Source organism: Pseudarthrobacter sp. AL07, from assembly GCF_029960665.1.
Classification (GTDB): Bacteria; Actinomycetota; Actinomycetes; order Actinomycetales; family Micrococcaceae; genus Arthrobacter.
This window is the reverse complement of record NZ_JASBRB010000021.1, coordinates 19527-44690: the sequence shown is the minus strand read 5'-3', so window position 1 is coordinate 44690 and position 25164 is coordinate 19527. Positions and strand designations below refer to the sequence as shown.

Genomic DNA, 25164 nt, shown 5'->3' with positions numbered 1-25164 from the left:
CTGAAATGACCATCGCGATCGGCCGATTCAGCGACGCACCCGACACCGACATCGAAGAACCGGGCCCCAAGCCTGGGGAAGAGCAGAAGCCACCGGAACTGGTCTACGGCTCAGCCGAGGAGTTCCTGCACGAGCAGCTGCTACCGACCTACGTCCGCGACGTCGACGGCCGCGCCGCGAAATGGTGCATCGAGTGGTACTTCCATCCTGAAGCTGTCTCTCGTGTGGAAGCGCTGTGGAGGGCCTGGGAACACCTCAGACTCGACGGGGCCACCGGCATCAGCGTGTGGTTCAAAGACCACGCAGACCACCACATGAGCGTACTTCTGGACCCACGAGGGCCGTTCTATAAATGCGACATGCAAAAGCACCGCGACCCCGCGCACCTGGAACCTAAAAAGGCCCCCGATGGCTGGTTCCCAGACGTGCGGACGCTACCTGTATAGAAGGGACAGCAACGATGATGGGGAGGAGGCATCGTATTGGCGCACCTCGAAGTGGGCAGTCCACAGTTGGGGTCAATCCGGGTTATCCACGGCTGGTATTTGGGAGCCGTTGGGGTAGCTCCCTCGGCAGCAGTAGCGGTGGATAACCCATCAGTATTGTCCCCGGCTGCCGGCAGCGGGCCCTACCTTCACCCCAGACACCCACGCGAAGCACCCTCGGCCGGCATGCTCCTTTCCGCGGCAGCCCTCTGTCCGGTTTGAATCTAAGACTCTGCAGCGGGGAATGTGCGGGTGCTGCCTTCCGATCCTATTCTGACGGTGTTTGCCTGGCTGCCTGACGTCAGCTTGGGGTGTGCGCTTTTCTGGAAGTGAACGACATGAGCGGAATATGCTGAAACGCGCCTATGCACGGTTGTGGACATGACTGAGCCGGGGCAGGCGGCGTCGTGCGTGCGTTCCCCCGACCGGTTCTACTGGCGGTGTTGCGGTAAGAAAGAACCATTTCTTGATGGTATTTCCACAGGTTTTGCAACTCCCCGTTTTCGGTGTGATGCAACGACCGCTAGAACTCGCCAGAGACGGGCATTCTGGGTTTAAAATGCCGCGGAGGCCCCAAACTCCACCGGTGGATTCAGGCTAAGGCCGGGTGGTGGCCCCAAGTGCTTTTCGCAGGATATCGATGTCCTCTTGAGTGGTGCCGCCGGAGATCCCTACTCCGACTTTTTCGCCTTTTGTGAGGTTGGTTGGTGCGCCACCACCGAAGGCAATGAGTTTGCTTCCTGAGTTCACGGCGAGTCCGTAGAGCGGCTGGCCGGGCTGTACCTGGTCGGTGAGTTCCTCGGTTGCCACGTCGAAGGAGGCCGCTGTGTAGGCTTTGCGGAATGCCATGTCCAGGGAGTGAAGGGGTGCCCCGTCCATTCTGTGCAGGAGGACCGGGTTTCCGTGGGTGTCAACGATGCTGATGACAATACTCAGGCCTGCATCTTTGGCAGCCTTTTCAGCGGCAGCGGCAATTTTTTGCGCTTCTTCGATCATTTGAGTTCCTTTTGAACGGGGGCGGCTTCTACGTGTAGGCAGGAGTGGGGAGATCGGGGTCCAGCAGACCGTCGGCGGTCAGCTGGTTCCAGAGCTCAGCGGGTATGTCCTGCTCGAGCCATGAATAGTTTTGGTTCTGTTGTTCGATGCTGCCTGCTCCCATGCAGACGTTGGTGATGGCCGGGTGGGCGGCGGCGAATTGGACGGCCACGGCTCCTAGGGGAACGTTGTAGCTGCGGCATACGTCTTCGATGGGCCGTACCTTCGCGATGACTTCGGCGCTGGCGGCAGCGTAGTTGAAGCGGGCGTTGGGTTGGTTTCCCGTGGCCAGGATGCCGGATCCGAAGATCCGACCATTGATGACTGCAATACCTCGATTTTGGCACAGGGGGAGGAGCTCACTATCGGCCTGCTGATCCAGGAGGTTATATGTTCCGGCGATGAGTACGCAGTCGATGTCCGCCGCGTTGGCCGCTTCAATGCAGACGTCGGTCTCGTTGACCCCGATTCCTATAGCGGAGACGATTTTCTGTTCGCGCAGCGACTCGAGTGCTTTGAATGCACCGTTCACTGCTTCGTGGAACCGTTGGAGGTATTGGTCTCCGTGGGTCCATCGGTCGGTGTCGTGGACGAGTAAGACGTCGAAGTGGTCTGTGCCCATTCTCTGCAGGCTGTCTTCGACCTGTCTCATGACACCGTCATAGGAGTAGTCGTATTCCATCCGCATGGATGGTGTTTGCAGCCAGGGTCCAGTGTCGAAGGTCCCTTTGGGAGCGGGGTGAAGAGTGCGCCCGACCTTGGTAATCAGCGTGTAGTCTTCCCGGTCCCGGTCCATGAGGTCGTCGGCAAGCCGATACTCGGCGAGCCCGTGCCCGTACATCGGTGCGGTGTCGAACAGGCGCACTCCGGAATCCCACGCGTGCCGAACCAGGGAGCGTGCCGTGTCCGTGGTCATTACCTTTCCCATGTTCCCGAGGGCCACGGACCCGAAACCGGCAAGGGAGGTGGACCAGCCGGAGCCCCCAAATTTGCGTTGTTCGGTGACATGGAATGGACCCAAGGTCTTTCCTCTCGGGGGCGTAAAGTCAGGGATTTAGCTGTAGACAAAGATCGGGTCCGGAGGCGGTGACGCTTTAATGGGGCCACCCGCGTCTATGGTCAGGACGCGGGTGGCCCCGGGTGGTGATTTAGCGTGCTGCGCCGGTCAGTTGTTCGTTGGCCTTTGTCTGAGCGGCGGAGGAGCGTTCAACCAAGGCTGCGAATTCGTCGCTGGACATCACGTCGGCGTACTGTGCCTGGATGTTGCGCAGGGATTCCCAGTACTGGCCGTAGCCTTCGGGTGTTTCGTGATCGAATTCCGGGTTGCGGCCGTGCGAGTTGACCGGGATGGCCGTCCCGGCGTCGGCAACGACGATGACCTTGTAGCCACGGTCGAAACCGTCGCGGGCGGTGGTGGGGACGCAATTGGCCGTTGAGGACCCGATGATGACCAGGTATTCCGCGTGGTCCTGCATCAGGTACTCGTTGAAGGCGGTTCCGTAGAAGCTGCTGTTGCGGTGCTTCTGGAAGACGGTTTCGCCCTTTTGGGGTTCGAATCCGTCTACGAGCGCCCCGTTCCAGGTGCCGTGGTTGAAGGGGGAATCCGGTTCCTTCCATGACGGGTACTTCAGCCCCCAGATACCGAGGTCGGCGCCGTCAGGGTTCATGCCCCAGAGCGACCAGTTGACCTTCATGCCCTTTTCCCGGGCGAGTTCCAGAATCTTCTTTGCAGGCCCGAGGGATTCCTGGCCGGAGGGAGCGCCCCCGACGCTTTCGATGTAGTCGGCGCCCTTGGGGTCCAGGCAGAGGTTCTGGATGTCCAGGGCGTGAACTACTGTCTTGCTGAGGTCGATGGTGTCCGGGATGAAGCGGTTGGAACGGTCAACGTACTTGTTGAGCTTGTCTTCGAAGGCGGTCATTGTCTTCTTTCCTCTCGATTTGTTTTCAGATGGTCCAGCGCCGGCTTTGAAGTGCCGGATACGGGGTCGTTTGGTTGTCTGCGACGGTCACTGACCGCCCTGCTCCTGTTTGGAGGTGTGGTCCTGGCTGTGTTTGAGGCCGGGGACCAAGTCTTCCCAGTCGTACTCCTGGACGAAGAACTCGGCGGTGCTGTAAGTGCCGTCCATGGTGTCTTTCAGGTTCTTTGGCCCGACGAAACCGACTGTTTTCCAGCCCATCTGGTCCTTATTCCCTCCGTACACGGGGTCGCCGTAGAAGCCTTGGCGGACGTGGAGGCAGAGGGTGTCGAAAAAACTCTTGCCTTCGTCAGTGTTGCCCTGGAGGCGTGAGTAGTAGACCTCCATGGATGTCAGCGACACGGGGACCGGTTTGGGTGCACCGCTTATCTGCTCGAGCACCTCATCCTGGATCTGCTCGGACGCCTCTTTGAAGGAGGGGGCACGCAGTTCGCGTGCCTTCTTGTCCAGTTCATGGATTCCGTCCCTGTATAGGCGTTGCATGTTGGCGTTCCTGGCCCGGGCCGCGTGCGCATCCTTATCCGCCAGTTGCAGGAAACCGCTTCCGTCGGCTGCAGCGTAGAGGTAATCGATGCCGGACAGGTACCTGTCGATGAAGACGATGACGCGCGCTTCTCGGGCCCCCGGATCACGGTCGGTGGGCATGATCCTTGCCGCTGCTGCTTCGATTGTGTCCCATTGGTGGTCGGTGAAGAATAGCTTTTCGGTCGTATCAGGATCGATGTGGATGGGAGCGATTTCCCAGTCAGCTTTTGACACCATTTGTTCTCCTCCTTCTAGGATTTCTTGATCGGGGACAGGGTCAGCCGTTCGGAGCGGCCCTTCATGTAGGTGTTGGCGATGTAGTCAGCGCACCGCCAGGAATGGGCCATGATGGTGAGCGTGGGGTTTACGCCGAGCGCGGTGGGGAAGCCCGCGCCGTCCAGGACGAAAAGGTTTTCGACGGAGTGCGCCTGGCCCCATTCGTTCAGCACCGATGTGGCAGGGTCGGTTCCCATCCGCACGGTGCCCTGTTGGTGGCAGGCGTTTCCGGTGAATTCGTCCCCGAGGTAGACGGGAATCGTCTTTTTCGCCCCGGCCGCCTGGAGGATCTCCTGGTTCTTGTCGATCTGCCACCTGCTCATCGCTATGTCATTTGCATGTGGTTTGTTGGTGATGCGCGCGACCGGCATGCCCCAGGCGTCTTTCACGTTGGGGTCCAGGTCGACCCTGTTGGTCTCCTGGGGCATGTCCTGGAGGATGAAGCCGATCTTCATGGAGTAGTCGAAGTAGTCACGGTCGGCATCCTTCATCGCCTGTCCCCAGGTGGGGCGCCCGGGCATGATGGCGTTGATGGCCTGGCCGATCTGGGTGGTGGCGATGATCCCGCCGCCGATGTGCCCGCGGCTCTCGTCCGTTTCGTAGAAGTGCGTGGATCCGCCGCTTTGGTAGTTTCCGGTCCACCCATGCAGCGGGTCTTCCATGTCCCTGTCGAAGAGTCCAACAGCGAAGATGTATTCGTGGAAGGTGGCGTTCTTTCCTACCAGTCCCGAGTCATTCGCCAGCCCGTCGGGGAACTTGTTTGAGGAGGACAGCAGCATAAGGCGGGCCGATTCGATGGCGCCAAGGGCGAGGATCACCACCCGTGCGTCCTGTTCGATTTCCACGCCGTCCGGGTCGATGTAGATGACTCCTGTTGCTTTTCCGTCCTTGCCGACCTTTACTTCCCGGACGAAGCTGTCGGCCCGGACTTCAAAGTTCCCGGTGGCCAGAGCTTCGGGAATGTAGGTCGTCGCCACGCTGGAACGGGTCTGTGTCGGGTCTCCGTACTGGTTCCAGAAGCTGGTCCGGTTTACCGCCGGCCGGCCGAGAGCGTTACCTTCGGTCAGGTGCGACATCGGCAGCGGGAAGGAATTGATACCAAGCTTGTTGGAGCCTTCATAGAATTTCTTGCCGAAGCTGGTGGGCGGCAGGGGTGCGCTGGGGTAGGCCTTGCTGCGGAAGCCTTCGCCTTTGTCCGCGCCCGTGAGACCGGAGATGCCGTAGCTCCACTCGACTTTTGTCAGGTAGGGCTCCAGATGTTCGTAACGGTAGGGCCAGTCTGCCAGGCTTGCTCCCTCAAGGTCTCCGTGGAGGGAGTGGAAGATGAAGTCAGACACGCGCGGGCGGGGCATCCATCCAGCCATATGGCTGGTCCCGCCTCCCACGTTGGAAGGGACCGGGGAGAAATTGAAGATACGGGCCTCGGAGTTCGCGTCACTGCGCACGGTGCGTGGCATGAGGTTTACATCCGGCCACAGGTAGCTGCGGTTCTGGAACTTGAGCTCGTCACCGGAGTAGTGCTCTTCAGGCCGCAGCCAGGGTCCCTTATCGAATCCGACAACTTTGTATCCGGCTTCACTGAGCACTTTGGCTGCCGGACCGCCGCCGGCTCCCAGCCCTACGATTATGATGTCTACCGGGTCCATTTTTCGCTTCATCGCACGAACCTTTCTTTCATTTAAGTTGGGAAAAGCGGTGAGGTGCTTCGGGTCCCGGTCCGGCCGTGGCGGCCGGACCGGGACGAGGGTCTGTCAGTATTTGCCGGGGCCAGCGAGCACGTTCTTGAGAACGCCCTCGTGCCATTCCGCGTTGGACTTGTCAACGACGCCGGTGGGGATGCGGATGAACTGGCTGATTTCCTGGTTCAGGAACTCGTGGGCGAAGAGGCTTTCAATCATCCGGCTGCCCATCTCGGCACTGTTGACGTCCACCGTCGCGGTGAGTTTGCCGGCCTTGATGGCCTCCATGCCGGAGACCAGGCCGTCGGCGCCGATGGTGATGATCCCGGACGTGCCGTCCCAGTGCTTGAGGCCCCGGGCGTCGATGGCCTGGGAAGCGCCCAGCGCCATGTCTTCATTCTCGCCGTAGATGGCCTTCACGTCCGGGAATTTGGTCAGCAGGTCCTGGGCGGCCGTGAGGCCCTTATCCCTGACGTATCCGCCGTCGGCTTCACCGACGATCTTGAGTCCGGGGTGTTCGGCGATGGCTTTCTTGAATCCCTGTTGGCGCAATTTCGTCCAGTCCGAACCGGACGGTCCCATGATTTGGATGATGGAACCTTCGCCTTTGAGCTGCTCGGCGATGTACTTTCCGGCGAGGTACCCTGACTGCCAGCGGTCGTCGTAGCCGATGTTCGCTACGGTGGACAGGCCTCCGGTGGGGTCTTCGGCCTGGGAGGGGTTGGCCAGTTCCTCGGTAGAGTTGAACTGGTAGAAGTCGATGCCTTTCTCGGATCCCTGCTTGTACAGGGTCTGCATCGTTGCCGCGTTCGCTGCCGAGCAGACAAACACCGCGTCGAACTCCCGGGCGATATAGCCTTGGACAATTCCGAGGGTCTCGGTGCCGGAGTGGGCGTCGTTAAGGGCGCCTTGACGTTCCCACTTCCATTTGACGCCGAACCGGTCCTCGTATTCCTTCATCTTGTTGTGCGCGGCCTTTTCCACCTGTGTGTAAAACTCCGAGAGGATCGGGGGTGCAAAACCGACTTTGATCTCGCGGCCGTTGACGATCTTCTTGATCGCTTCGTCGGGGAGGTAGTCGGTCCCGCCGCCGCCGGCGGCGGCGTTGGAACCTCCGGCGGGCGCGTTCACTGTCGTGCAACCCGTCAGCAGCAGTGCAGCTGCCGTGGCGGTGGAGATAAACGCCAGGCGGGCCTTGCCATAACCGCGACGGCCCGTCTGCGGATTCAGAGTGCGTGAGCTCATCTTTGATGCTTCCTTCACTTGTGATGGTGTCGTTCGAATGCCAAACGGTCGATTGGCAGGTTCATGCTGTAAATTCCTACGCAGGGATCCCTTCCAGGACCATTGCTTTCCTCTGGCGTACCTTGCCGCTGACGACCGCGCTGATGCGGTTGGCCAGGACTGCCGCGACGAGGATGCCGCCGATGACGATCTTCTGATAGCTGGAAGGGACGCCGACGAGGTTAATCAGGTTGACAGCGGCAGCCAGCGTGATTGCTCCGAGGATGGCGCCCAGGATGCGGCCACGTCCGCCTGAGAGTGCGGCACCACCGATGACGGCTGCGGCGATGGCCTGAATCTCGTAGCCGTTGCCCAGGTCGGCAGGGACGTTGGTGTTGCGTCCTGCCATGATGATGCCGGCAACAGCGGCGGCCAGACCGCTGACGATGTATGCCTGCATGCGCACCCGCTCGACGCGTACGCCTGACTGCATGGCTCCGGTCTTGCTGCTTCCCACGGCGAAGAAATGGGTGCCGAGGCGGGTGAATCCCAGGATCCCTCCGAGCACCAGAGCGACGAGGAGAGCGATGACCATCGGCAGTGTAAGCGGGCCCGCCAGGGGGGTCAGGCCGCCGACGATGTAAAACTCCGGGACCATGTAGCCGATGATCGGCACACCCTTGGTCCAGATGTATAGAACGCCGCTGGCGAAACCCAGCATTGCAAGAGTGGCGATGAAGTCCGGCAGCCCGAGTCGGGTGATCAGCAGACCGTTGCCGAGGCCGACCAGAGCCCCCATGGCCAGGGCTGCCAGGAGCGCCGCGAACAGCGGCAGTCCAAAGTTCATGGCGGCTGCGGTGACACCGGCGCAGAGCGCCATCGTCGTCCCGATTGAGAGATCGATGCCTCCCGAGACCAGCACGACCGTCATGCCCATTGCCAGGATCATGACCACCAGGCTGTTATTGACGAGGTTGTAGAGGTTTGAGCCGTTGAGAAAAACCGGTAGGGTGAACGCGGCCAGTAGGCAGATGAGCACCAGCAGGGCAAGCACCCCAAGTGTCGGGTCAACGAGCAGACGGGTGACGACACGGTCGACGATAGTCTGGTTCTTCTGCGATGAGGTCGTTTCCATTTCTCAGTCCTGCTTCCCTGTGCCGAGCAAGTGTGTTTCCTGGAGCTTTACCGGCGCCGGAGGTGTCGGGCCGCCTTTGGCGCGTTTCCTGAAGCTGCCCAGCGCCAACTGCTGGATTCTGCGGTCGAAGACAACGCCGGCAACAATGCAGAGTCCCGTCACGATGCTGAAGTAGACCGGGTCTACGCCGTTGAGCCGCAGGCCTTGCTGAAGAGTGGCGAGCATGAGCCCGCCGGCCACGGCAGCCCAGACTGAACCTCTGCCTCCGGCGAGGCTCACGCCGCCCAGGACTGCCCCAGCGATGGCAATGAATTCGTACCCGTTGCCAAGGAAGGCCTGAACGGCCCCGAGGCGCGAGGCCAGCAGGACTCCTGCTGCGCCGGCGAGCAGCCCGGAGAGAACGAAGGTTCCGAGCCTGACGCGGTTTACATTCACGCCCGCGACATTTGCGGCGCCAGGTGCGATGCCTATGGCAAAGATGCGGCGTCCGAAGACGGTCCTGATGAGGAAGAACTGCATCAGAGCAAATATGACCGCTGCTATCCAGAATCCGGTGGGAACTCCGAGGAAGTTCCCGTATACCAGGTCCGAGAATCCGGGGGTGGTGACTCCCTGGAGTGGTACCTGTTCCGTCAGGACAATGAGCAGTCCGCCGGCTATGTTCAGCGTCGCCAAAGTAACGATGAAGTCGTTGATCCCGAACACGGTGATCATCAGCCCGTTGAATAGACCGAAGACCAGCCCGGTGGCCACGCCGACCAGCACGGCGGTCCACGTCGGTGCGCCGGAGACAAGAGCCCACATGGTTGTACCGGCACTCAGCCCGGCGACGGTACCCACGGACAGATCGATGCCGCCGGCGACAATCACGATTGCCACTCCGACGGTGAGGAGGAGGATCGGGATGGCGTTATTGATGTAGTCGCGGACACTGCCCGGGGTCAGGAATACGGGCGAGATGATCTGAAAGATGACCACGACGAGCACCAGGGCGATGGCGATCGGGACACCGCTGGTGGAAAGAGCGCGGGACGCCGCCCGTGGGAAGTTCATGATTCGGTCCTGCCTGCAGACATTGCGAGGATACGGTTTTTAACGGCTTCGAACTGGCCCGAGACGAGAGCGTGCGGCACATTATCGACAGAGCCAACGAGCCGCCCCTTTTTCATGATGACGACGCGGTGGCTCAGCTCAACGAGCTCCCCGATCTCCGAAGCGATGACGATGGCGGCGCCACCATTTGCCACGAACTCACGGATCAGGTTGTGGACCTCGACTTTCGCGGAAACATCAATGCCCTGGGTGGGCTCGTCGAAAATCAGCAAATCGGGGTTGGTGTTAAGGCAGCGGGCAACAATGGCCTTCTGCTGGTTTCCACCGCTGAGGTTCCTGATTTTTTCCCTCACGTCGGCGGTCTTGATGCCAAGACGTTGCCGGTAGCTTTCCGCCTGCGACACCTCGTCGCGGCTTTTCAGAACGAAGCCCAGCCGTGAGACCCGGTCGAGGCTGGAGATCGAGATGTTTTCCGAGACAGACAATTCCGGCAGGATGCCAAGCTGTTTCCGATCCTCAGGCAGCATCGCCAGGCCCTTTCGGTACGCTGCACTGGAGCCGGAGAATTTCACGGGGTTGCCGTTCCAATGCACCGTCCCGCTGCTGATCTTGTCGATGCCCATAATCGCCCGGGCAAGCTCAGTCCGGCCTGCGCCTGCCAGCCCTGCGATCCCCAGGATTTCTCCCTGGCGGACCGTAAGTGAGATATCACGCAGCACGTAGCTGCGGTTGACGTCCGTGAGGCGAAGAACTTCTTCCCGCGATTCCACTTCAACTTCAGCAAGGGCTGGCGCGCTGCTGGTAGAGCCAAACTCACCGGCAGCGATACCGAACATCATGCCCAGCAGATCATCCACAGTGGTGTCAGAGACGTTGACAGTGCCGACGCGGCGACCGTCACGGAAGACCGTGGCGCTGTCGGCGAGTCCGTAGAGTTCCTCAAGGTGATGGGTGACCCAGATAAGGGATACACCCTTTTCCCGCAACCGGCGCATGTGCTCGAAGAGATTCAGGCGCTCTTCCTCTTCCAGGCCGGATGTTGGCTCGTCGAGAATGAGGAGCCGCGTGTCAAAGGCCAAGGCCTTAACGATTTCGACAACGCGCTTCTTAAGCGCCCCGAATTCGCCGACGGGCAGCTTCAGATCCTCTTGTGACAGTCCGAACTCGGCTGCCAAGGCCCGGACACGCTCTTCCATCCGGCGGCGGTCAAGCTTCACGTTCATGCCAAGGAAGCGGGCATTGACCTCCCTGCCAAGAAAAATGTTGTCCAAGGTAGTCAGGGCAGGGACAAGCGAAAGCTCCTGGTGGATCGTGTTGATTCCGTGCCCAAGAGCGTCACTGGCCCGACGCAGGTCCAGCTGATGGCCGGAGAGCGTAATGGTTCCGCCATCCGGCAAAGTCAGGCCGGACAGGATATTGATCAGCGTCGACTTACCGGCGCCGTTTCCGCCGAGCAGTGCATGGATTTCGGCGGGACGGACCTGGAGCCCGACGTCATCCAGGGCGGTGACGCCCTCATAGTGTTTGCTGATTCCGTCGACGTTGAGCAGTAAACCATCAGCACCAAGGGCTGGGCGTTCTGTCACACGATCGCTCCTTCTCATCGTTGAAAATAGCGTTGAACTGAGATTCCTCAGATGTGACCGCAGTCACCTGAAACCAATATAGTGATATAAAACAACAAATGCAAGGGTGTCTTTTACTGCTCTTGTGAGGCTTGGCAATATCCCGTAGCGGGGCGCCCAAATGGGCCCTATGCACCGCTAGGGCGTTTAGATTGGCCGAATCCCATCTTCTCTCGAGGGCTTTTACCACCCGGCGTGCCAGTGATGGCGCGGGTAAGCGGTGCCTGACCCGGGGAATAAGTTGAGAGGAACGACAGGGTGGGTGCGGCTTAGTCCGAAACTTGTGCACTCTTGCGCGGGGCGTTGTCACTCTCGGGAAGGCCATGAGGCTGACGCAGCGTTCCGTGAGACGGTCTTTGCCAATAAGCGTGGCGCTGAGACCGGCCGCTGTGATTCAGCGTGTGCTGAACCGGAAACAGCTGGTGTGACGGTACTCCTGGCCTGGTGAGAGAACGATGGAGGGGAACCCGGGCAGGGCCGCTGAATCGGGAACGTGCTGGGGCTCCAGGCAAATGGCGTGTCCGGCGGAAAAGGGGATTCCGCTTCGCCCGGTGAGGTTCGGCAACCTGTTGGCACTGTAGACCTGAAGGGTGGGTTCTGTCGTCAGCAACTCCATATGGCGGCCGCTTTCCGGATCAAAGAGACTAGCGGCCAGCTTGAGGTTTTCGTCGGCGCTATCCAGGAGGTAGGTGTGGTCCAGTCCCGGCCATGGCTCACCTCCGTTCTCCGGGAGCAGATCTCCAATACGGCGCTGCCGGCGATAGTCCAGGGCAGTGCCCGCAACGGACTGGGAGGCTCCCGTGGGAATGAGGCCAGGTCCTGTCCGCAGTACTTCCTGCGCGGCAATCATTAGATGGTGGCCGGTCACGGCCGTGCTTCCACCGGCGAGGTTCCAGTAGCTGTGGTTAGTCAGGTTCACCGGTGTGGCTTGGTCGCTCACGGCGTGGAAGACGGTCCAGAGCTCGTTCTTGTCGGAGAGAATGTATTCTGCCCGGGCATGAAGGTTTCCCGGATAGCCCTCCTCCAGGTGGGGGCTGAGGTATTCGAACGTGATGCCGGTTCCACGGGAAGACTCGGTTTTTGCCGCGGACCAGTCAACACGGTCAAAGCCGCGTGATCCGCCGCCGTGGAGGTGATTGTCCCCCTCGTTACGGTCTAGCTGAAGCTCCAGGCCTCGCGAGGCGAATCTTCCGCCCGCAATCCGCCCGGCGACCCGGCCGATCGTGGCACCGAGGTACAAATTGGTCTGCAGTTTGTAGGATTCCAGAGCATCAAAGCCCAGGACCACATTTCCGGCATGCCCGCCCTTGTCCGGGACCTGTAATTCGACGAGGCGTGCACCGAAGCTGCTGACGGTCATGGAGAGACCCTGACCGTTGCTGACCGTTAGCTCATCGTTGCCCATTGGATGCCTTCTTTTCCGGGTCGCTCTTCCACTGGCTGGCGGGCCTCCTGCCCGGCCGATCCGGCCGGGTCGGCCAGGATCTGGGCAAAGGCAAGTTCCGCTGCCCCCACCATGAGGATGTTGGCCCCCAATTCGGGCCTCGAAATAGTCACATCGTTCCAGGACACTGGGAGCGCGTGGCGTGAAACGACTTTATGCAGCCGGTCCGGGTCGAGGGCATAGAGCGATCCCAGGAACCCGCCAAGGATGATCAGCCGGGGATTGAGTATGTTAATCGCGCCACCCAAGGCGACGCCAAGATAATCAAGTTGCCGGTTCACCTCTGAGTGCACCGCGAGGGACTGTGCGGCCAGCAGGGACTGTTCCAGTTCCTCCGTGTCGGCTGAGGAAAGACCGAGGATGTGCAGAAGCGCTTCTCTGCTGACTTCCGCCTCGAGAGTACCGCGGACGCCGGCACTGTCGGCCCGGCCATCGCTGCGGACACGCGTGTGGCCCAGTTCTCCGGCGTAACCGCTGGTTCCGCCAAGCGCCACGCCGCCGGAGATGACTCCTCCGCCAACGCCGCTGGCACCCCCGTTGAGATAGATCATGTCGTCGATGCCCCTGCCCGCTCCAAAGGTTCTTTCAGCGAGGGCGCCAAGGCTTGCATCATTGGCCGCCGCGGTGGGATACCCGGTTGCTTCGGCCAGCATCTCCGTCAGGGGCGCGTCCTGCCACCCCAAATGCGGCGCCAGCCGGACGATTCCCTCGCTTCGGGAAACAAGTCCGGGGACGGCGATCCCGATACCAGCAATCCGCGTGTCCGTTTGGAAGCCCCCCTGGATACCCTCAATGATCGCGGCAGTGATGTTCACCGCTTCCCGGACCGTGGGCGGCTTCTCCGTGGCATACCGAATACGGTTTTGGACGACTCCTCCCAGGCTGACGACGCCGACAGTGACGGCATCGACTTCGGGATTCACGGTGATTGCTACGGTGCGCGGATCAGTTCGCACGATGGAACTCGGACGCCCAACCTGGCTGGTTACTTCCGCGGCCGCCTCCGTGACCAGCCGGAGTTCCATAAGCTCGCCAACGAGCGCGGCGATGGTGGACCGGTTCAGGCCCGTCCTGCGCGTCAGTTCCGTTCGGGGAATGCTTCCGGCGTGATGGACCAGTGTGAGGATCGTCGACAAGTTGTGCTGCCGCACGCTGTCCAGATTGTTCCCCATCCTGCCCGACGTCGGTAGCGCACGCGGCCCACGCGGCACGGGAAGGTTACTCATCGGCACGGCATCTCCAAGCATCTTGCTGCGGAATCCCCAACTGGACACCGTTCCTTCCTAGGGTGAGCGGTAGACAACGAGTCTGTCCACCTCAACCCGCCGCTTCCGAACAAATTAATATGTGGTTTCCTTGAACAAATTGAGGGTTACGTCGTATTCTCTATCTATGACTTCCCTCACATCCGGTCCGATTGCAGGGCGCCCCATCCGCACGGGAGTGCTGGGTTACGGCCTCGCAGGTAAAGTATTTCACTGCCCGTTCATCGGCGCCAGTTCCGACTTTTCACTGGATTTTATTGCAACAAATAATCCAGAGCGCAGAAGGCAGGCGCAACTGGATCATCCCGGGGCCACGATTGTTGCTGATAGCGACGAAATGCTGGCGCATGCATCCGAGCTGGACCTCGTTGTTCTGGCCACGCCGCCGGCCGTACATCTGGCGCAGGGCCTTTCGTACCTGGACCGCGGCGTCGCGTTGGTCGTGGACAAACCCTTTGCGGCTTCCGTGGCCGACGCCGAGCGGCTCATCGCGAGAGCCGAAGAGGTGGACAGGCCGCTGATGGTATTTCAGAACAGGCGGTGGGACGGAGATTTCCTCACCGTGAGGAAAGTCCTGAGCACCGGTGAACTGGGGCAGGTCTACCAGTTTGAATCCAGTTTTGAGCACTGGGCGCCCCAAGCTGAGTCCAAGTGGCAGGATGCCACGCCTGCGGTGCTCGGCGGCGGTGTGGCATTTGATCTGGGCAGCCATCTGATTGACCAGGCTCTCGTGCTGTTTGGCCCCGTCTCCGATGTGCGGGCGGACCTCCGGACCGTCCGGGAGGGTGGTGGTAACGATGATGTCAGTTACATCGATCTTTACCACGATTCCGGGGTCTGTTCCCGGCTGTACATGAGCAGGGTCGGGGCGCAGCCGGGCCCTCGGTTCCGTGTTCTGGGTACGGAAGGGGCTTATGTCTCCTACGGGCTGGACGGCCAGGAGCCTGCGCTGGCAGGCGGCATGCTGCCCACCGACGACAGGTTCGGCAACGAGCCCGAGGAAACGTGGGGAACGCTCGGGGTATCTGCACCCGGTTACCCAACTCCAGTTAAGGTTCCCACCGAGCGGGGTGATTACCCGGCCTTCTATCACGGTGTGGCTGCCGCCCTGCGCGGGACAGGGCCGGTACCCGTCGCGGCACGTGACGCCTTGGAAGTTGTCCGGATCCTGGAACGCATCCACGAGGCTCACAGTGCCCGCGAGGTCCGGTGACTCACGATCACCGGTCGCAGGCCAACACGGCCGAATTCATGGCCTGCGACGTCGGCTGAAGGATCCCGTCCGGGTCCCTTCAGCAACAAGAAGCAAGCGAAACCGAATTTAACCCAACTAGCCCAAGAAGGTGCTACACCATGACAGCACAACCCACACCTGAAGACCGATTTACCTTTGGCCTCTGGACCGTCGGCTGGACGGGCGGGGACCCTTTCGGCGTCGCGACCAGAGCTCCGTTGGACCCCCTGGAGGCCGTACGAAAACTCGCTGACAGCGGCGCCTACGGCATTACTTTTCATGACAACGATCTCGTACCCTTTGAGGCGTCAGCGTCCGAACGTGACCTGATCCTGAAGAACTTCAAGACGGTCCTCGCCGAAACAGGACTCAAGGTCCCGATGGTGACCACGAACCTGTTCAGCCACCCGGTGTTCAAGGACGGCGGATTTACCTCCAATGACCGCGCGGTCCGCCGGTATGCCCTGAGTAAGGTGCTGAGGAACATAGATTTGGCCGCCGAGTTGGGTGCTGAGACCTTCGTCATGTGGGGAGGACGCGAAGGCAGCGAATACGACGGCTCGAAGGATCTGTCAGCGGCCTTGGACCGGATGAAAGAGGGAGTAGACACCGCAGCCGGCTACATCAAGGAAAAAGGCTACGGAATGCGGATCGCCTTGGAACCCAAACCCAACGAACCCCGCGGTGACATTTTCCTGCCGACTGTGGGCCACGGCCTGGCCTTCATTGCCCAGCTCGAACACGGCGACATCGTCGGATTGAACCCCGAGACCGGCCACGAACAGATGGCCGGGCTGAACTTCACACACGGCATCGCCCAGGCCCTGTGGTCCGGAAAGCTTTTCCACATCGACCTCAACGGCCAGCGCGGCATCAAATACGACCAGGACCTCGTGTTCGGTCATGGTGACCTCACCAGCGCTTTCTTTACAGTTGACCTTCTGGAGAACGGCTTCCCCAACGGCGGCCCCAAGTACGACGGTCCCCGGCACTTCGACTACAAGCCCTCCCGCACCGACGGTTACGACGGGGTGTGGGACTCAGCCAAGGCAAACATGTCCATGTACCTCATGCTCAAGGAACGCGCCCTGGCCTTCCGGGCAGACCCCGAGGTCCAAGAGGCACTGAAGACCTCGGGCGTCTTCGAACTCGGCGAGCCCACCCTCTCCGCCGGTGAGAGCACCGCGGACCTGCTCGCCGACAAGTCCTCGTTCGAGGACTTCGACGCCAACAAGGCAGGGGAGCGCTCCTTCGCGTTCATCCGCCTGAACCAGCTCGCTATAGAGCACCTGCTCGGCGCACGCTAAGCGTCAAAGCATCACGAACCGCCGTCGGGCCCGGTCATCGGGCCCGACGGCACCCCACACGTTCCGCGTACATCCGAAGCCTCCTGAAAGAGCCCAGCCATGCCATTGGTCGCCGGAGTGGACAGTTCCACCCAATCCTGCAAAGTCGTCATCCGGGATGCCGAAACCGGCGCCCTCCTCCGACAAGGGTCGGCACGACACCCCGAGGGCACGGAGATTGACCCGGAGCTATGGTGGGCCGCCCTACAGAAGGCCATCGATACAGCCGGTGGACTGGAGGACGTGGCCGCCGTCTCAGTGGGTGGCCAGCAGCACGGCATGGTCTGCCTGGATGCGGACGGGGCGGTAGTCCGTCCCGCGCTGCTCTGGAACGACACCCGGTCGGCCCCCGCGGCGCAGGAACTCATTGAGGAAACCGGTGGCCCCGGATACTGGGCCGAGGCCACCGGAACCGTCCCGGTGGCCTCGATCACGGCCACCAAGCTGCGCTGGCTGGCCGAAAACGAACCGGAAAACGCCGCACGTACCGCCGCCGTTTGTCTGCCGCACGACTGGCTAAGCTGGCGGTTGGCCGGTTTCGGCCCCGGAAGCGGCGCGAAGGGGCTAGCCGCCCTGCGCACTGACCGCTCAGACGCTTCCGGCACCGGCTACTGGTCGCCGACCACCGGCCGCTACCTCCCCGACATCCTGGAACGCACCCTCGGGCACGTCCCGACCTTGCCTCACGTGCTCGGACCATTGGAATCAGATCTGAAGACCCCTTTAGGCGCCCTGATCGGAGCCGGTGCAGGCGACAACGCTGCGGCAGCCCTAGGCGTGAACGCTGGCGTAGGTGACGTCGTCATATCAGTAGGCACCTCCGGTACGGTGTTCGCTGTCTCCGGCACATCAACGGCTGATAAGTCAGGACAGGTGGCAGGATTTGCCGATGCGACAGGAAACTTTCTGCCGCTGGTCTGCACGCTGAACGCTTCACGTGTACTTGACGCAACAGCCCGTTTGCTCTCCATTGACCTTGCTGAACTGTCCCGCCTTGCCCTGTCAGCACCCGCGGGGGCCGGTGGATTAGTCCTCGTTCCTTACTTCGAAGGGGAACGGACCCCAAATCTGCCAGACGCAACCGGTTCCCTTCATGGGATCACACTGGCCAACTTCACTCCAGGCAACGTCGCACGCGCGGCTGTCGAAGGGGTCGTGTGCTCCCTTGCCGACGGACTTGCGGCGCTCACCGATCAGGGAGTGACCGTCCAGCGCCTCATTCTCATAGGCGGAGGCGCCCGCTCCCAGGCCCTGCAAGAAATAACTTCCGCGGTCTTCGGCCTTCCCGTCCATGTGCCCGAACCGGGAGAATACGTAGCAGATGGCGCCGCACGGCAAGCCGCCGGACTCCTGAACGGCCAGCTCCCCAATTGGGCCACCGGGCCGGCGCAAGAAATAGCCGTCGAACCAACACGCGAACTCATTAGGCGTTACCGCGCGGCCGCAGGCCTCGCCGCCCCGGCGCGGACGTAACGTCCGCTGTCGGCCCTTCCGCATGGCCGGGGGAGGAGTCGTTCTCTGCCTTGGAACGGGCCGTCGTCCAGTCAGGCCTTCACTGGGAATCTCAGGTTCAAGGACGCATAACGGACCGAAGCTTCGATGGGCCTCTCCCAGTTGGACCGCTTCCCGCCAGATCTTGGTATCTTTGCCGGCCTGGGGCAGCATTCCGAATGAAACTTCTCATCACCGGCCTTGGCCATTCACCACTGGAAGTACAGTGCGCCGTACGCGCCTGGGCCGCTTGCTGGAGGGCGTTCCGCACGAGCTCCCGGAGCTTTGATCCAGTCATCGAGTTTGCTTATCTCTAGAAGGAATGCCGTGAACAATCTTCTGACGGAACGCAACTGGGCCGGGAACCACATTTTCGAGGCCCCAGTCATCGCCCACCCTGCCAGCGTGGAGGACTTGCAGGAACTGGTTGCCGGCGCTAACCGCGTCAGGGCGCTGGGCTCCCGCCATTCGTTTAATAGCCTTGCAGACTCCTCCGGTACCTTGGCTGTACTTGACCGATTTGAACCCAACGTCATCGTCGACGCACAGGCAATGACGGCAACAGTCAGTGGCGGCACTAGGTACGGCGTCTTGGCTGCCGAGTTGCAGCGCCAAGGCTTTGCGCTGCATAACCTGGCATCCCTTCCCACACATTTCAGTGGCCGGGGCCGTAGCCACCGCAACCCATGGGTCCGGGGACGGCAACCGCAACCTGGCGGCTGCCGTCACAGCCCTGGAAATGGTCACCTCCGACGGCACGATCCTCTCCGCCGGCCGTGGTGACCCTTTCTTTTGAGGGCATGGTGGTGGGCTTGGGCGCCTTGGGCATCGTTACCCGTTTGACCCTCGACTTGGAGCCGAGCTACCACGTCAGCCAAACCGTGTACGAGAACCTGGACTGGGATCTTGTGCTGGGATCTTGTGCTGGAGAATTTCGACAACGTCACCTCTGCCGCCTACAGTGTCAGCCTGTTCACCGACTGGAGCGGACCAAAAATTGACCAGGCGTGGCTCAAACGCAAGACCAGGGCACTCTGTTCCAGAGGCCGAATTCTTCGGGGGGCGGCCAGCCGATCCGTCTCAATTTATCTGGCCTTTTCCCACGTCAAGGTGGCCAACTAAATTGAGACAGGACACCAAAGGTCAGGGTTTCCAAGTTGCAAGGTGGTCTGCGAACCGTTAAGAATCGGAACAATCGACGTAGAAGTCGTCGCCGTCGACATCGAAGTGGACTTGCCGGCCGACAAAGGCGAAGCCCGGACCCAGTTCACGTAGTGTGTCGGTGATCCGGCTAGTCAGGGCCAGTTCCAGTTCGCGCTCAGCCACTTCACCGGAGAGGTCGAGGAATTCGAAGTTGTAGGGGTCTTTAGCCACCTGCTGGGCGAGCTCTGAATCTGGTGCCTCAAGCCGTTGCACAAAGTTCGACGGCGCAGCGCCGGTCCGCTCCATAGACTTGTTCATCATCATGTTCAGGAGGACGTTCCGTGACCAGCCGTACTCTACGGCGGCAGCGGCGTACCAAGAACGCCGGTCCGGAGTCTCCCCCTTATCCAGCAGGACGGTGACGTGGCCCCAGGGCAATTGTGCAACAGGCTGTTGCACAATTGACTCCGGCCAGGCGGCAGCGAACCCTCGCATGTAGAAGAGGTTGCGGCGCGACAGTCCCTTCATCTCCGGGAACTCTGCCCGCAGGTCTTCGGCCAGCCGGCCGATAACACCGCTCCCCCACTGCTCGACCTCTTGACGTTCCAGGATGGTCTTTCCGATGGACCACAGTACAGGTCGATGAGCTGGGTGATAACAGTCCTTATCGCCGCGGTGCGTGCAGCCCGTACCCGGTTTTTGAGCTCACTGAGAAGGTCGGTGTAGCCGGAGGGAAGAGCGAGGTCACGGGCATCAGTCATGAACTTGATCCTATCGACCAAGGCCCATCCGGCATGCCAACTCCCCCCAACAGTCAGGTGCTTAGCGGCTGGGACCGCTCTTGGTGCGTTCTGCGCCGGCCGATATCCCTGTGCGTGACTTTCTGGCCTTTGCGGCGCCCTTGCCCACGGTTACCGCCGCGCTGGGGTGTGTGCCCTCGCTGCGCGCTGCGGCGAGGCGTCCACGAATCTGGGTTTCATTCGCGCCGGTGCTTGCCAGGGAATCTGCGAATTTCTCGTGGTGTTCGGCTGAGCCGTAGTCGGCGGCCGCCGCGCTCTCTGCACCGGAAGCAGGGATCTTCAACTGAGAGCACCGGTGTCCTTCCACCGCGGGCTGTGAGACGAACTCTGAGACTGGGCCACTACCAGATAGCCTTGATAAATGGCCTCATATGAAAGAGAAGCTGCCCCGCGGAGCGCGAGGATGGTCGATGTGGCGAGGCTCGCTGGCGTGTCCCAGCAGACCGTCTCGAGGGTCTTGAACGGGAGCACGAATGTTGGGCCGGAGATCCGCCAGAGTGTGGAGGACGCCGTTCGGAAGTTGAGGTATCGCCGTAACACCGCTGCCCGTGCATTGGTGACGAGCAAGAGCATGACCTTGGGGATCATTTCCTTCGGTCTGGATTATTACGGCCCTTCACTGGCGCTTTTGGGTATTGAGGAATCCGCACGAAGAGCGGGTTACACCATCACCCTCGTCACTGTTTCGGATACTCAACTGACCAGTATGAGTGCAGCCATGAGCCACCTCATCGTCAACGGGGTTGATGGCGTAATAGTTTTCGCGCCGATTAAAGGCGTCCAAGGCGTAATAGCGGCTTTCTCTGATGGCGTACCTGTCGTGAGTTTCGAGCCAGCTGCGGAACACGGTATTTCAAGCGTAGCCCTCGACGAAGAGCTCGGTGCGCGACTTCTAACCCGACACCTGCTGGAACTGGGCCACGAGACGGTGTGGCAGGTCTGTGGTGATCCGGCTTGGGTCGGCACGGACGCTCGAATCCGTGGGTGGCAGTCCGAGCTCGCCGCAGCGAAAAGGGTGGCGCCGCAGCCGATTTTGGGGGACTGGACTTCCGCGTCGGGCTATGCCGCTGGACTGGAGATCGTCAAGAATCCGGATATCACTGCCGTCTTCGTGGCGAACGACCATATGGCAATGGGTGTTCTGAGCGCTTTACGGGAAGAGGGCGTCAGCTGTCCCGCTGAAGTCAGCATCGCGGGCTTCGATGATGTTCCCGATAGCCGTTACTACCAGCCAGCACTGACGACTGTCCGGATGGACTTCCGTGAAGTTGGCCGCAATTGTGTGGAGCGTATTTTGAGCCTCATCGGCGGGACCGAATCGTCTGAGCCGGCAAAGATTCAGCCTGAACTCGTCGTGCGTGACAGTACGGCCCCGCCGCCGCGGAGCGGTCGTCGACCTTAGCCGAAAAGGTCAGGGTTGTCGCCCGTCCGCGCCCCGGTTTCGAGGTTCCTTATGGTTTTGTGATCGTCCTCGTCGAGTGTGAAGTCGAAGACGTTAAGATTTTCCTTCATCCTCTCCGGAGTTACGGATTTGGGGATAACCACATTTCCGAGTTCGACGTGCCAGCGGATCACGATCTGGGCGACACTTCTGGAATGTTTCTGCGCAATCTTGATCAGGTCCGCGTTTTCGAAAACCCGCCCCCGACCAAGGGGCGACCACGCCTGGGTGAGGATGCCCTGCTGGGCATTAAACTCGCGGACGGCCTCATTCTGAAAACCGGGATGCAGTTCGATCTGGTTGACCACGGGCCGGATCTCAGTGTCCGCAATGAGACGCTCCAAGTGGTGTGGCTGGAAGTTGGAGACGCCGATCGATTTGGCCCGGCCATCTCTGAGAATTCTCTCCAGGGCACGCCACGTTTCAACGTACCTGTCCTTTGCGGGCAGCGGCCAGTGGATGAGGTAGAGGTCGACGTACTCCAGCCCCAAGGAGCTGAGGCTGCGGTCGAACGCCGCCAACGCCTCGTCATAGCCATGGTCATCGCCCCAGACCTTGGTGGTGACATGGACCTCCTCACGGGGTAGGCCGGAGCGCCGGAGACCTTCTCCGACTCCCGCTTCGTTCAAGTAGAACGCGGCAGTGTCGATGCTTCTGTACCCGGTCGCCAGGGCGTTGACTACCGCGTCGGCAGCCACGTCGTCGTCCGGGCCGTAGATGCCGAGTCCGATCTGTGGTATCGGTAATCCGTCGTTCTGTACGAGGACCGGGGGGTGGAGCGTGGTTGGCATGGTTTGTCCTTTGCAGCTCTGGTCTAGTTTTCGAAGCCGTCGCGGCCTACTGCGGCCAGCGGCTCCAGCTGGGCCCAGACGCTCTCGGGAATTTCCCATTCTGCGAACCGGACGGTTTGGGCGATGCGTTCGGGCGCGGACATCCCCACGATCGTGGATGCGATGCGTGGTTCGCGGAGTGAAAACTGGAGTGCGGCGGCGGCCAGAGGAATGTCGTGCGGGGCAAGGATCTGCTGCATCTGGCGGACTCGTTCCTTGGTGGCTTCGCTTGCCGGCGCGTAGCAATAGTTGGGGTGCTCGTCCGGGCCTTTGACGAGCATCCCGCCGCCGTAGGGGGCGCCGTTTACGAAGGCGATTCCGCGGCGGTCGGCTTCGTCGATCAGGGGCAGAGCGGACTGGTCCACGAGCGTGTAGCGGTTGTGGCTGATCACTGCTTCGAATTCGTCGGTGGACAGGTAGTTCAGCATGAGATCGATGGGGCCGCCTGCGACGCCGAGGTGCCGGATGACTCCCTCATCGCGAAGTTTGACCAGGGCCTGAAGCGGCCCGCCGGGTGCGATGCCTTCTTCGAAGCTGATTTTTTCCGGATCGTGCAGGTACACGAGTTCGAGCCGGTCCAGTCCCAGCCGTTCTAGGCTCTCCTTCACGGAGGCTCGGACTCTCTCTTCGGAGAAGTCTGTGGTGCCCGGAAGCGGGTCCATTTTTGTGGCGAGCAGGTACCCGTCGGGTAGGCCGCCCGCTCTTTCGGTGGCCATTCCGATCCTGCGTTCACTTTCGCCGCCGCCGTACTCGTTGGAGGTGTCGATGAAGTTGAACGGTCCGCGGAAGACCTCCAGCATGGTCGCGATGGCCTGGTCGGTGCTCACTTCGTAGCCGTATTGAGCCGGGAAGCTGCCCAGGGGGCTGGTGCCCACACAGATCGGTGAGACGGTAAGCCCTGTCTTGCCAAAGGGGCGGTTTTTCATTTTTCGTTCCTCACGTGTTTGTTGTTATTGCTCCCGAGGGAGATGCTGATGCTGCGTCCCACTGAGGGGGACGCAGTACTGGACCTGTGAACGAGTTCGGGCTGCAGCCATGGAACGGGATCTAGCGCCGAACCTTTTATCAGGTCCAGGATCCGCTCGACGCACATCCTGCCCACCTCGCTAAAGTTCAGGCGGATGGTGGTCAGGCCGGGGGCGTAAAACCGCGATTCGGGAACATCATCGAATCCGACGATGCTGATGTCTTCAGGAACACGCCTGCCTTCCTCTTTGAGGGCGCTGAGAACGCCGAGAGCCATCTGATCGTTGGCCGCAAAGACGGCGGTGATGTCCGGGTTCGCCGCGATTTTCCTGCCCGCCAGGTAGCCGGATTCAGCGCTCCAGTCGCCTTCATATTCGACGTGGGCGACACGGCCAGCTGAGGCAAGCTCCGCCCGCCATCCGCGGATGCGGGCCTCGGCACCCAGCCAGCTTGGTGGACCGCTGACGTGCCAGACAGTCTCGTGACCGAGATCCAGCAAGTGCCGTGTCGCCAGGCGCGCGCCGAGTACCTCGTCCACAGCTACGTTGGTTAGGCCCTCGTCCACGCCCGGAGCAAACACCACGAGCGGCACGGCAGTGGGCAGTGCGCTCAATGCTGTCAATGCACTCTGGACGGGTGCCAGGACAATGATGCCGTCAACAGAATCCGCGACGAGATGGTCCAGCCCCCTGCTGATGTTCTCCACCCCCGCCTCCTCGAGGGTGACGAGGCTGGTGGCGTAACCGGCCTTCCGTGCTGCATCGGCGATGCCGAACAGTGCCACGGACGGCCCATATTGGGACAGACCAAAGCTTATGACCCCCAGATTCATGGTCCGATTGGTGGCCAGGGCACGCGCCGCGGTGTTGCGCCGGTATTGAAGCTGCCGGATGGCATCTTCCACGCGCTCACGAATTTGGGGACGCATGTTCGTGTCACCGTTGACCAGCCGGGAGACCGTCTGCTGGGACACGCCGGCGAGCCGGGCGACGTCGATCATTCTCGGGTTGCGGGGCGGCGTGGGTGAGACCTCACTGGACATGGTTGCTGTTCGTTCTCTCTTAGGCTGACGTCGTCTGGTGGCGCCCAAATGCCTTGCTTAGGGCCGCCGAGATACGTTGCACTCCGCCTGCGCTGGAGAGGAACACGGCGATCACCACAACTGCGCCCTTAATAACCAGCTGCGGTTCCGAGGAGATGCCGACCAGGTTCATGATGTTGATAATCGTCGCCAGAATGAAGACGCCGATCACGGCGCTGATCGGGTCCCCCTTGCCGCCCATCAGTGACGCCCCGCCGACTACGACCGCTGCGATCGCGTCCAGCTCGTAGCCCGTTCCGATGAGAGAACTTCCCTGCAGCAGCTGGGCGGCCGCAATGAGACCGGCGAGGCCGGCCAACAGCCCGGAAACGGTGTAGGTGATAAGGAGGTCGCGGTGCACAGGCAAGCCGGATAGCCGGGCCGCCTCGGGATTGCCGCCGATGGCGTACAGTCGGCGCCCCATGGTGGTGAATTTGGTGACGAAGGCTGCAACGAGCGTGACAAGGATGAAGATGAGAACTGGGTTTCGGAGCCCCAGGGTCACGCCGCTGGAAAAGGCGGAGATGAACGAAGTATCCGAAATCTGGATCAAGCTGGTGGACTGGATGATGTAGCTGAATCCCTTAACTATGCTGAGCATCGCCAGCGTGGCAATAAACGGCGGGATCCTGAGCCACACAACCATCAGTCCGTTGAGAAAGCCGGCCAGTGCGCAGACGCCCAGCGTTATCGCGACCGACAATCCCGCGGACATGCCCGTTTGAAGTGTGAGGGCAGAGACCACAGTGGACATCGCCAGGATGGATCCTACGGACAGATCAATTCCGCCTGTCAGGATTACAAAGAACTGACCCACGGCGAGGATCGCGACGATGGCCGAGAAGGCGATCACGTTATTGGCGTTCCGGACCGACAGAAAGTCCGGCGACACTGCCGTTCCGATGATGATGATCGCGAGCAGGACCAGGATCAGATAGCTCTTGGGAAGCAGGCGTCTGACCGTTTCCATGACTGGACGGGGAGCTGCGTTGCTCCGTCCGCCGTTGGCGGGCCGGGGTTCAGTCTGCTTTTCAATGGTGCTGGGATTTGCCAATGTATTCTCCGTCGGATTCGAGGAAACTTAATGGGTTCGGTAGGTGGTTAGGCGAT

Annotated in this window: 21 protein-coding genes and 1 pseudogene; 5 read left to right on the top strand and 17 right to left on the bottom strand. The window is 61.1% G+C overall.

Annotated features, from left to right (window positions below; genetic code table 11):
* Positions 1 to 5 precede the first annotated feature (5 nt).
* Positions 6 to 446 (top strand): DUF4913 domain-containing protein, encoded by a 441-nt coding sequence (locus QK290_RS14365; protein ID WP_282331320.1) that lies wholly within the window; start codon positions 6 to 8, stop codon positions 444 to 446.
* A 636-nt stretch (positions 447 to 1082) separates the two neighbouring features.
* On the opposite strand, the gene QK290_RS14360 is transcribed toward QK290_RS14365, so the two are convergent.
* The 11 genes from QK290_RS14360 to QK290_RS14310 all read right to left on the bottom strand — a co-directional run bounded on the left by QK290_RS14360 (position 1083) and on the right by QK290_RS14310 (position 13608).
* Complete coding sequence (locus QK290_RS14360) at positions 1083 to 1481, bottom strand: heme-binding protein (RefSeq protein ID WP_282331319.1); 399 nt, start codon at positions 1479 to 1481, stop codon at positions 1083 to 1085.
* A gap of 28 nt (positions 1482 to 1509) precedes the next feature.
* The gene (locus tag QK290_RS14355; protein WP_282331318.1) at positions 1510 to 2541 is read right to left on the bottom strand and encodes an aldo/keto reductase; all 1032 of its coding nucleotides are present in this window, start codon (positions 2539 to 2541) and stop codon (positions 1510 to 1512) included.
* Between the two features lie 127 nt (positions 2542 to 2668).
* On the bottom strand, positions 2669 to 3439 hold the full coding sequence (locus tag QK290_RS14350) for a cysteine hydrolase (protein ID WP_282331317.1): 771 nt from the start codon (positions 3437 to 3439) through the stop codon (positions 2669 to 2671).
* 87 nt (positions 3440 to 3526) lie between these two features.
* Positions 3527 to 4258 (bottom strand): gluconate 2-dehydrogenase subunit 3 family protein, encoded by a 732-nt coding sequence (locus tag QK290_RS14345; protein ID WP_282331316.1) that lies wholly within the window; start codon positions 4256 to 4258, stop codon positions 3527 to 3529.
* 14 nt (positions 4259 to 4272) lie between these two features.
* The gene (locus QK290_RS14340; protein ID WP_282331315.1) at positions 4273 to 5955 is read right to left on the bottom strand and encodes a GMC family oxidoreductase; all 1683 of its coding nucleotides are present in this window, start codon (positions 5953 to 5955) and stop codon (positions 4273 to 4275) included.
* A gap of 93 nt (positions 5956 to 6048) precedes the next feature.
* The gene (locus tag QK290_RS14335) at positions 6049 to 7221 is read right to left on the bottom strand and encodes a sugar ABC transporter substrate-binding protein (protein ID WP_282331314.1); all 1173 of its coding nucleotides are present in this window, start codon (positions 7219 to 7221) and stop codon (positions 6049 to 6051) included.
* A gap of 76 nt (positions 7222 to 7297) precedes the next feature.
* Positions 7298 to 8335 carry an ABC transporter permease gene (locus QK290_RS14330; RefSeq protein ID WP_282331313.1) on the bottom strand — a complete coding sequence of 346 codons (1038 nt, stop codon included), beginning with the start codon at positions 8333 to 8335 and terminating at the stop codon, positions 7298 to 7300.
* A 3-nt stretch (positions 8336 to 8338) separates the two neighbouring features.
* Positions 8339 to 9388 (bottom strand): ABC transporter permease, encoded by a 1050-nt coding sequence (locus QK290_RS14325; RefSeq protein WP_282331312.1) that lies wholly within the window; start codon positions 9386 to 9388, stop codon positions 8339 to 8341.
* Positions 9385 to 10974, bottom strand: coding sequence for a sugar ABC transporter ATP-binding protein (locus QK290_RS14320; protein ID WP_282331311.1), 1590 nt, complete (start codon positions 10972 to 10974; stop codon positions 9385 to 9387). The genes QK290_RS14325 and QK290_RS14320 overlap by 4 nt, the downstream gene beginning before the upstream one ends.
* 433 nt (positions 10975 to 11407) lie before the next feature.
* Positions 11408 to 12418, bottom strand: a complete 1011-nt coding sequence (locus tag QK290_RS14315) for an aldose epimerase family protein (protein WP_282331310.1) — start codon at positions 12416 to 12418, stop codon at positions 11408 to 11410.
* Positions 12400 to 13608: an ROK family protein gene (locus tag QK290_RS14310; protein ID WP_282331309.1), complete on the bottom strand. Its 1209-nt coding sequence runs from the start codon at positions 13606 to 13608 to the stop codon at positions 12400 to 12402. Before QK290_RS14310 ends, QK290_RS14315 begins: the two co-directional genes overlap by 19 nt.
* 241 nt (positions 13609 to 13849) lie before the next feature.
* Between QK290_RS14310 and QK290_RS14305 the strand changes: the two genes are divergently transcribed.
* From QK290_RS14305 to xylB, 3 genes are all read left to right on the top strand, one after another.
* Positions 13850 to 14935 (top strand): Gfo/Idh/MocA family oxidoreductase, encoded by a 1086-nt coding sequence (locus tag QK290_RS14305; RefSeq protein WP_282331308.1) that lies wholly within the window; start codon positions 13850 to 13852, stop codon positions 14933 to 14935.
* A gap of 140 nt (positions 14936 to 15075) precedes the next feature.
* On the top strand, positions 15076 to 16263 hold the full coding sequence (xylA, locus tag QK290_RS14300; RefSeq protein ID WP_282331307.1) for a xylose isomerase: 1188 nt from the start codon (positions 15076 to 15078) through the stop codon (positions 16261 to 16263).
* Between the two features lie 99 nt (positions 16264 to 16362).
* The gene (xylB, locus tag QK290_RS14295) at positions 16363 to 17775 is read left to right on the top strand and encodes a xylulokinase (RefSeq protein ID WP_282331306.1); all 1413 of its coding nucleotides are present in this window, start codon (positions 16363 to 16365) and stop codon (positions 17773 to 17775) included.
* 1212 nt (positions 17776 to 18987) lie between these two features.
* On the opposite strand, the pseudogene QK290_RS14290 reads toward xylB, so the two are convergent.
* Together QK290_RS14290 and QK290_RS14285 are read right to left on the bottom strand one after the other, a co-directional pair.
* Positions 18988 to 19697 (bottom strand): annotated as a pseudogene (locus QK290_RS14290) (PDDEXK nuclease domain-containing protein); the annotation flags it as partial.
* A gap of 61 nt (positions 19698 to 19758) precedes the next feature.
* Positions 19759 to 20019, bottom strand: a complete 261-nt coding sequence (locus tag QK290_RS14285) for a hypothetical protein (protein ID WP_348994472.1) — start codon at positions 20017 to 20019, stop codon at positions 19759 to 19761.
* 78 nt (positions 20020 to 20097) lie between these two features.
* Here QK290_RS14285 and QK290_RS14280 point away from each other — a divergent pair, with 78 nt between their 5' ends.
* A complete protein-coding gene (locus tag QK290_RS14280; protein ID WP_348994663.1) occupies positions 20098 to 21138 on the top strand; it encodes a LacI family DNA-binding transcriptional regulator in 1041 nt (346 codons plus the stop codon).
* On the opposite strand, the gene QK290_RS14275 is transcribed toward QK290_RS14280, so the two are convergent.
* The 4 genes from QK290_RS14275 to QK290_RS14260 all read right to left on the bottom strand — a co-directional run bounded on the left by QK290_RS14275 (position 21135) and on the right by QK290_RS14260 (position 25108).
* Positions 21135 to 21968, bottom strand: a complete 834-nt coding sequence (locus QK290_RS14275; protein WP_282331304.1) for an aldo/keto reductase — start codon at positions 21966 to 21968, stop codon at positions 21135 to 21137. The two genes, QK290_RS14280 and QK290_RS14275, sit on opposite strands and share 4 nt — an antisense overlap.
* 23 nt (positions 21969 to 21991) lie before the next feature.
* Positions 21992 to 22933: an aldo/keto reductase gene (locus QK290_RS14270; protein ID WP_282331303.1), complete on the bottom strand. Its 942-nt coding sequence runs from the start codon at positions 22931 to 22933 to the stop codon at positions 21992 to 21994.
* On the bottom strand, positions 22930 to 23973 hold the full coding sequence (locus tag QK290_RS14265) for a substrate-binding domain-containing protein (protein WP_282331328.1): 1044 nt from the start codon (positions 23971 to 23973) through the stop codon (positions 22930 to 22932). Before QK290_RS14265 ends, QK290_RS14270 begins: the two co-directional genes overlap by 4 nt.
* Positions 23974 to 24034: 61 nt before the next feature.
* A complete protein-coding gene (locus QK290_RS14260) occupies positions 24035 to 25108 on the bottom strand; it encodes an ABC transporter permease (RefSeq protein ID WP_282331302.1) in 1074 nt (357 codons plus the stop codon).
* Positions 25109 to 25164: the final 56 nt, after the last annotated feature.